This is a genomic window from Vibrio sp. 10N.247.311.13 (assembly GCF_041467595.1).
GTDB classification, from domain to species: domain Bacteria; phylum Pseudomonadota; class Gammaproteobacteria; order Enterobacterales; family Vibrionaceae; genus Vibrio; species Vibrio crassostreae_C.
In genome coordinates this window covers 1-5290 of sequence record NZ_JBFSUX010000107.1, presented here as the reverse complement: position 1 = coordinate 5290, position 5290 = coordinate 1, and the positions used below count along the sequence as shown (strand labels likewise).

Sequence of the window (5290 nt, the reverse complement as noted above, 5' to 3'; positions counted from 1 at the left end):
TTCGAACCTCCGACCGCCTGGTTCGTAGCCAGGTACTCTATCCAGCTGAGCTAAGGACGCACATTTACATTGTCTAAATTGCTAATTTTAGACTCGCAAGAAATGGCGGTGAGGGAGGGATTCGAACCCTCGATGCAGCTACAAACCACATACTCCCTTAGCAGGGGAGCGCCTTCGGCCTCTCGGCCACCTCACCGTCTTGCGGAGGCACATATTACGTTTTACCGAAAATATGTCAAACACTTTATTGAAAAAAATTGGACAAAAACACTCAACCGTTTGCTATTTAATCAAAGCGCTTGCAAATTGAACTTATAAGATTCAAATCGCGCTTTTTCCCTTAAAAATTAAGGTGAAAGATTGGCAATAATAAACAGCCGAAAACAATTATCTAATTTCTCCAGCAGCAAGTGCTACTGCTGATGGCACAATACTACGGGATGCGTATTTTCGCCATAGGGGAAGCGAATAAATCTTGAGTTTTGCCAAACAAAATACAGAGCAACAGTTCTGTTCAACCTTGTCTGTATCTCGCAGCATCACAAAGCATTCACTTCACCACTTTGAGACCGATCCGTTATCCAACCCATCTATGTCCCAATCAGTGTTTCGGTTCCCCAAGATCAAAAAAGGCTAGCAACAATGCTAGCCTCTTCTCTACGCAAAAGTATTAGTAGTTGCCAGATGCAACGTTACCATTACCTTTTTCAGCTTGAATGCGCATGTAGATCTCTTCACGGTGAACAGATACTTCTTTAGGTGCGTTAACACCGATACGTACTTGGTTACCTTTAACGCCTAGTACAGTAACTGTTACTTCATCACCAATCATCAGTGTTTCGCCAACGCGGCGAGTCAAAATTAGCATTCTTTGCTCCTTGAGTAATCTCTAAATTTATCTAGCTACGAGAGCATTATCCAACAAAAGTTATATTTTCGTAAACTATCGATTGAGTTTATTTAACCAAAATGCACTTCTTTTTTAGGATAACCCTGTGTTTCACGCGCTACGATGTATGCATTGTGTAATATGTTAGCAGCCATATCGACTTGCGTTGGTGATATCACCAAAGTTAAAGACTGCTGCTGCAATAAGTGATGCTGTACATCAATTTCGCCTTCAGACAACAATCCATGTGAACTGACCACAATTTCTTGTGTTCGGCTTCCTACCACAGTTAACAAACTAACCTGTTCACTATTACGGATTTTCTCAGCAAAAACTAGTTTTAATTTGGCACTTATGTCTTGTTTAATAATGAGTGCTGCCCGTTCTGTTTCCTCGATCACACTACAGACTTCGATCCCCAACAGTTGGCAATGTGAAATGAAAGACGGTAAATCTTCATTCAAACACTCGATACGCACCATATCTCTTTGGATGGCGATGCCAGCAATATCATTCAAACACTGATTACCCGCGATCAATGTGCCTTCGCCTTGTTCAAAGCTTGAAAGCACTCGCAATGACACGTTGTGCTGCCATGCATACTGAACACAAGGAAGGTGCAATACCTTAGCGCCTCGGCGAGCCATCTCTTCCATAGAAGGAAAGTCTAAAGTATCTAATTTCTGAGATTGTTTTACGACTCTAGGGTCACAAGAGTAAACACCATCTACATCAGTATAGATCTGGCATTCTTTCGCCTGCAAGGCACCTGCAAGCGCGACCGCTGTAGTATCTGAACCACCGCGGCCTAATGTCGTGATATCACCTTTCGCATTGAATCCTTGAAAGCCTGCAACAATAACAATCTGGTTGTCATCTAGCAGAGCTTGAATCGGAGCAGTATCAATACGCTCAATCGCTGCATTATTATGATTAGAATCCGTGTGTATCTTGGCTTGATAGCCAGTCATCGATGTCGCTTCATAACCTAACTTGTGTAACGTCATTGCTAACAAGGCCATGGAAACTTGCTCGCCAGCCGTTAACAACACATCCAGTTCTCTAGCGTTTGGTACGCTATCAACTTGCGTGGCTAAATTAACTAACCGATTTGTTTCACCAGACATAGCAGAAACGACAACCACGATCTGGTTCCCTTCATTTTTCGCTTCAATGATTTTTTCTGCTACATGATGGATTCGTTCAATTGAACCCACCGACGTTCCACCAAATTTCTGCACGATAAGAGGCATTTTCACCCGTCCTCACCTTCCCAAGACCAATGTCTATATATGACAAAAAAACACACACTCCGCGTCAGGGCGAAGCAATAAAAAATTAACCAAGGAGTCTAACGCCACCATTAGACTTCTTGGTTAATCTCAATCAAACCTTGTTTAAACACACTTCCAATAGGCAAAATAAAAGATGCCCAATCAACTGATTGGGCATCTTTGTATCAATTACTTAAGCTTAAAGACGCTCTTCTAGCCAAGTACGCACAGATTTAAGCGCTTCTGGCAGTGCTGCAACGTCTGTACCGCCCGCTTGAGCCATATCTGGACGACCGCCGCCTTTACCGCCAACTTGCTCAGCAACCATCTTGACGAGATCACCCGCTTTTACTTTGCCGATTAGGTCTTTGGTTACACCAGCAATCAAGCCAACTTTACCGTCTGCTACGTTCGCGATCAGGATGATGCCGCTACCTACTTGGTTTTTAGCGTTATCAACCATAGTACGTAGGTTCTTGTTGTCTGCGCCTTCAATTGCAGCAACCAAAACTTTAGTACCAGAGATGTCTTCTACTTTGCCCATGATGTTTGCGCTTTCTGCAGCAGCCATCTTTTCTTTAAGCAGTTGGATTTCTTTCTCTAGCGATTTCGCTTTCTTAGCTGACTCAGCCAGTTTCTCTTCGTAAGCGTTAGCTTGAGCTTCTACTGCATCTAGTGCAGCTTCACCTGTTACCGCTTCAATACGACGAATACCCGCAGCAATACCACCTTCAGAAGTGATCTTGAATAGGCCGATATCACCTGTGTTTGAAGCGTGGATACCACCACAAAGTTCAGTAGAGAAATCGCCCATAGATAGAACGCGAACTTCATCATCGTACTTCTCGCCAAACAGTGCCATTGCACCTTTTTCTTTCGCTGACTCGATGTCCATGATGTTCGTTTCAATCACATGGTTCTTACGAACTTGTGCGTTAACTAGACGCTCTACTTCTTTAATCTGTGCTGGTGTTACCGCTTCAAGGTTAGAGAAGTCAAAACGTAGGTTATCTGGCTTAACTAAAGAACCTTTCTGAGCAACGTGCTCACCTAGCACTTCGCGCAATGCAGAGTGAAGTAAGTGAGTGGCAGAGTGGTTTAGTGAGATAGCAGCTCGACGCTCAGCGTCAACCGTTGCTTCTACTTTATCGCCCTTAGCAAATACACCTTCAACTAGCTCACCGTGGTGCGCAAATGCGTTACCTAGCTTCTGAGTGTCTTGTACTTTGAAAAGACCCGACGCTGTTTTTAGTGTACCAGCATCACCACATTGACCGCCTGACTCAGCGTAGAATGGTGTCTCTTCAAGGATGATGATTGCTTTGTCGCCAGCCGATAGTGAAGATACTTCTTCGCCGTCAACGAATAGCGCAGAGATTTCACCAGCACCTTCAGTTGCTGTGTAACCACAGAACTCAGTGTTGGTGTCTACTTTGATTGTCGCGTTGTAATCCGTGCCGAATTGGCCTGCTTCACGTGCACGCTTACGCTGTGCTTCCATCGCCTTCTCAAAGCCTTCTTCATCGATAGTAAAATCGCGTTCGCGAGCTACATCGTTAGTAAGGTCAGCTGGGAAGCCGTATGTATCGTAAAGTTTGAAAACTGTTTCGCCGTCAAGCTCTTTGCCTTCAAGTGCATCTAGTGCGTCATTAAGAATAACCATGCCGCGCTCTAGCGTACGACCAAAGTTCTCTTCCTCAATGCGAAGTACTTTTTCAACCAGCTCTTGCTGTTTCTTAAGTTCATCTGCCGCAGAGCCCATCACTTCAGCCAGTACGCCCACAAGTTTGTGGAAGAACACGCCTTGTGCGCCAAGCTTGTTACCGTGACGAACTGCACGACGGATGATACGACGTAGAACGTAGCCACGACCTTCGTTTGAAGGCATAACACCGTCAGCAATTAGGAATGAACAAGAACGGATGTGGTCAGCAATAACGCGTAGCGATTGGTTAGATAGATCGTCATGACCAACAACTTCCGCAGTCGCTTTGATTAGCTTTTGGAATACATCAATTTCGTAGTTAGAGTGAACGCCCTGCATGATTGCAGAAATACGCTCAATACCCATACCTGTATCTACAGCAGGCTTAGGTAGCGGTTCCATTGTGCCGTCAGCGTGACGGTTGAACTGCATGAATACGTTGTTCCAGATCTCGATGAAACGGTCACCATCTTCTTCAGGTGTACCAGGACGGCCGCCCCAGATGTGCTCACCGTGATCGTAGAAGATTTCAGTACATGGACCACAAGGACCTGTGTCACCCATCGTCCAGAAGTTATCAGACTCGAACTGTTTACCGCCTTCTTTGTCGCCAATGCGAACGATACGGTCAGCAGGAACACCTACTTTCTTGTTCCAGATATCGAATGCTTCATCATCTGTCTCGTATACCGTTACCAGCAGGCGGTCTTTTGGCAGTTGAAGAGTTTCAGTCAGGAATTCCCAAGCAAATCCAATCGCTTCTTCTTTGAAGTAGTCGCCAAAGCTGAAGTTGCCTAGCATTTCGAAGAACGTGTGGTGACGAGCCGTGAAACCTACGTTTTCAAGGTCATTGTGTTTACCACCCGCACGTACACAACGCTGAGCCGTAGTTGCTCGAGTGTAGGCACGCTTTTCGGCGCCTAAGAAGCAATCTTTGAATTGGTTCATACCTGCGTTAGTAAATAGCAGGGTTGGATCGTTATGTGGAACTAACGATGAACTGTCTACGATTTGGTGTTCTTTGCTCTCAAAGAACTTAAGGAACGCGTTGCGAACCTCATCAGTGCTCATGTACATGCAGCTCTTCCTGAAAATAGTCGAGTTAGAATTTTGCCGTATTGTAGATCATGGTTAAGGCTTCGACTAGTTTTCTTGTAGAAAAGACACCCTTGGGCAGGATTTTAGTGGGAATTCGATAAAATGAAGAATATTCCACTATATCTTGCCGTGGAAAAGCAGAACTAAATTGACGACCTAGTACCGAAGAAACTCAGTCAACGAGAGAGATTTGACCAAAGACATGCTCGACGGAGCAGATCCAATAAAAAAGCCCCGCATAAAATATGCGAGGCTTTAAATTCTTTCAATGTCCCGTCCTGAAATGTGTTTACACATTGAGGACGAATTATGGCTACTTCAAAT

At 44.6% G+C, this 5290-nt stretch carries 3 protein-coding genes and 1 tRNA gene; all 4 read right to left on the bottom strand.

Annotated elements, in window-relative coordinates:
• Positions 1 to 103 precede the first annotated feature (103 nt).
• A tRNA-Ser gene (locus tag AB6E52_RS22650) sits at positions 104 to 196 on the bottom strand.
• Between the two features lie 474 nt (positions 197 to 670).
• Positions 671 to 868 (bottom strand): carbon storage regulator CsrA, encoded by a 198-nt coding sequence (gene csrA / locus AB6E52_RS22645; RefSeq protein ID WP_004415691.1) that lies wholly within the window; start codon positions 866 to 868, stop codon positions 671 to 673.
• A gap of 92 nt (positions 869 to 960) precedes the next feature.
• A complete protein-coding gene (locus AB6E52_RS22640) occupies positions 961 to 2142 on the bottom strand; it encodes an aspartate kinase (protein ID WP_017063224.1) in 1182 nt (393 codons plus the stop codon).
• A 220-nt stretch (positions 2143 to 2362) separates the two neighbouring features.
• Complete coding sequence (alaS, locus tag AB6E52_RS22635; protein ID WP_017059024.1) at positions 2363 to 4945, bottom strand: alanine--tRNA ligase; 2583 nt, start codon at positions 4943 to 4945, stop codon at positions 2363 to 2365.
• Positions 4946 to 5290: the final 345 nt, after the last annotated feature.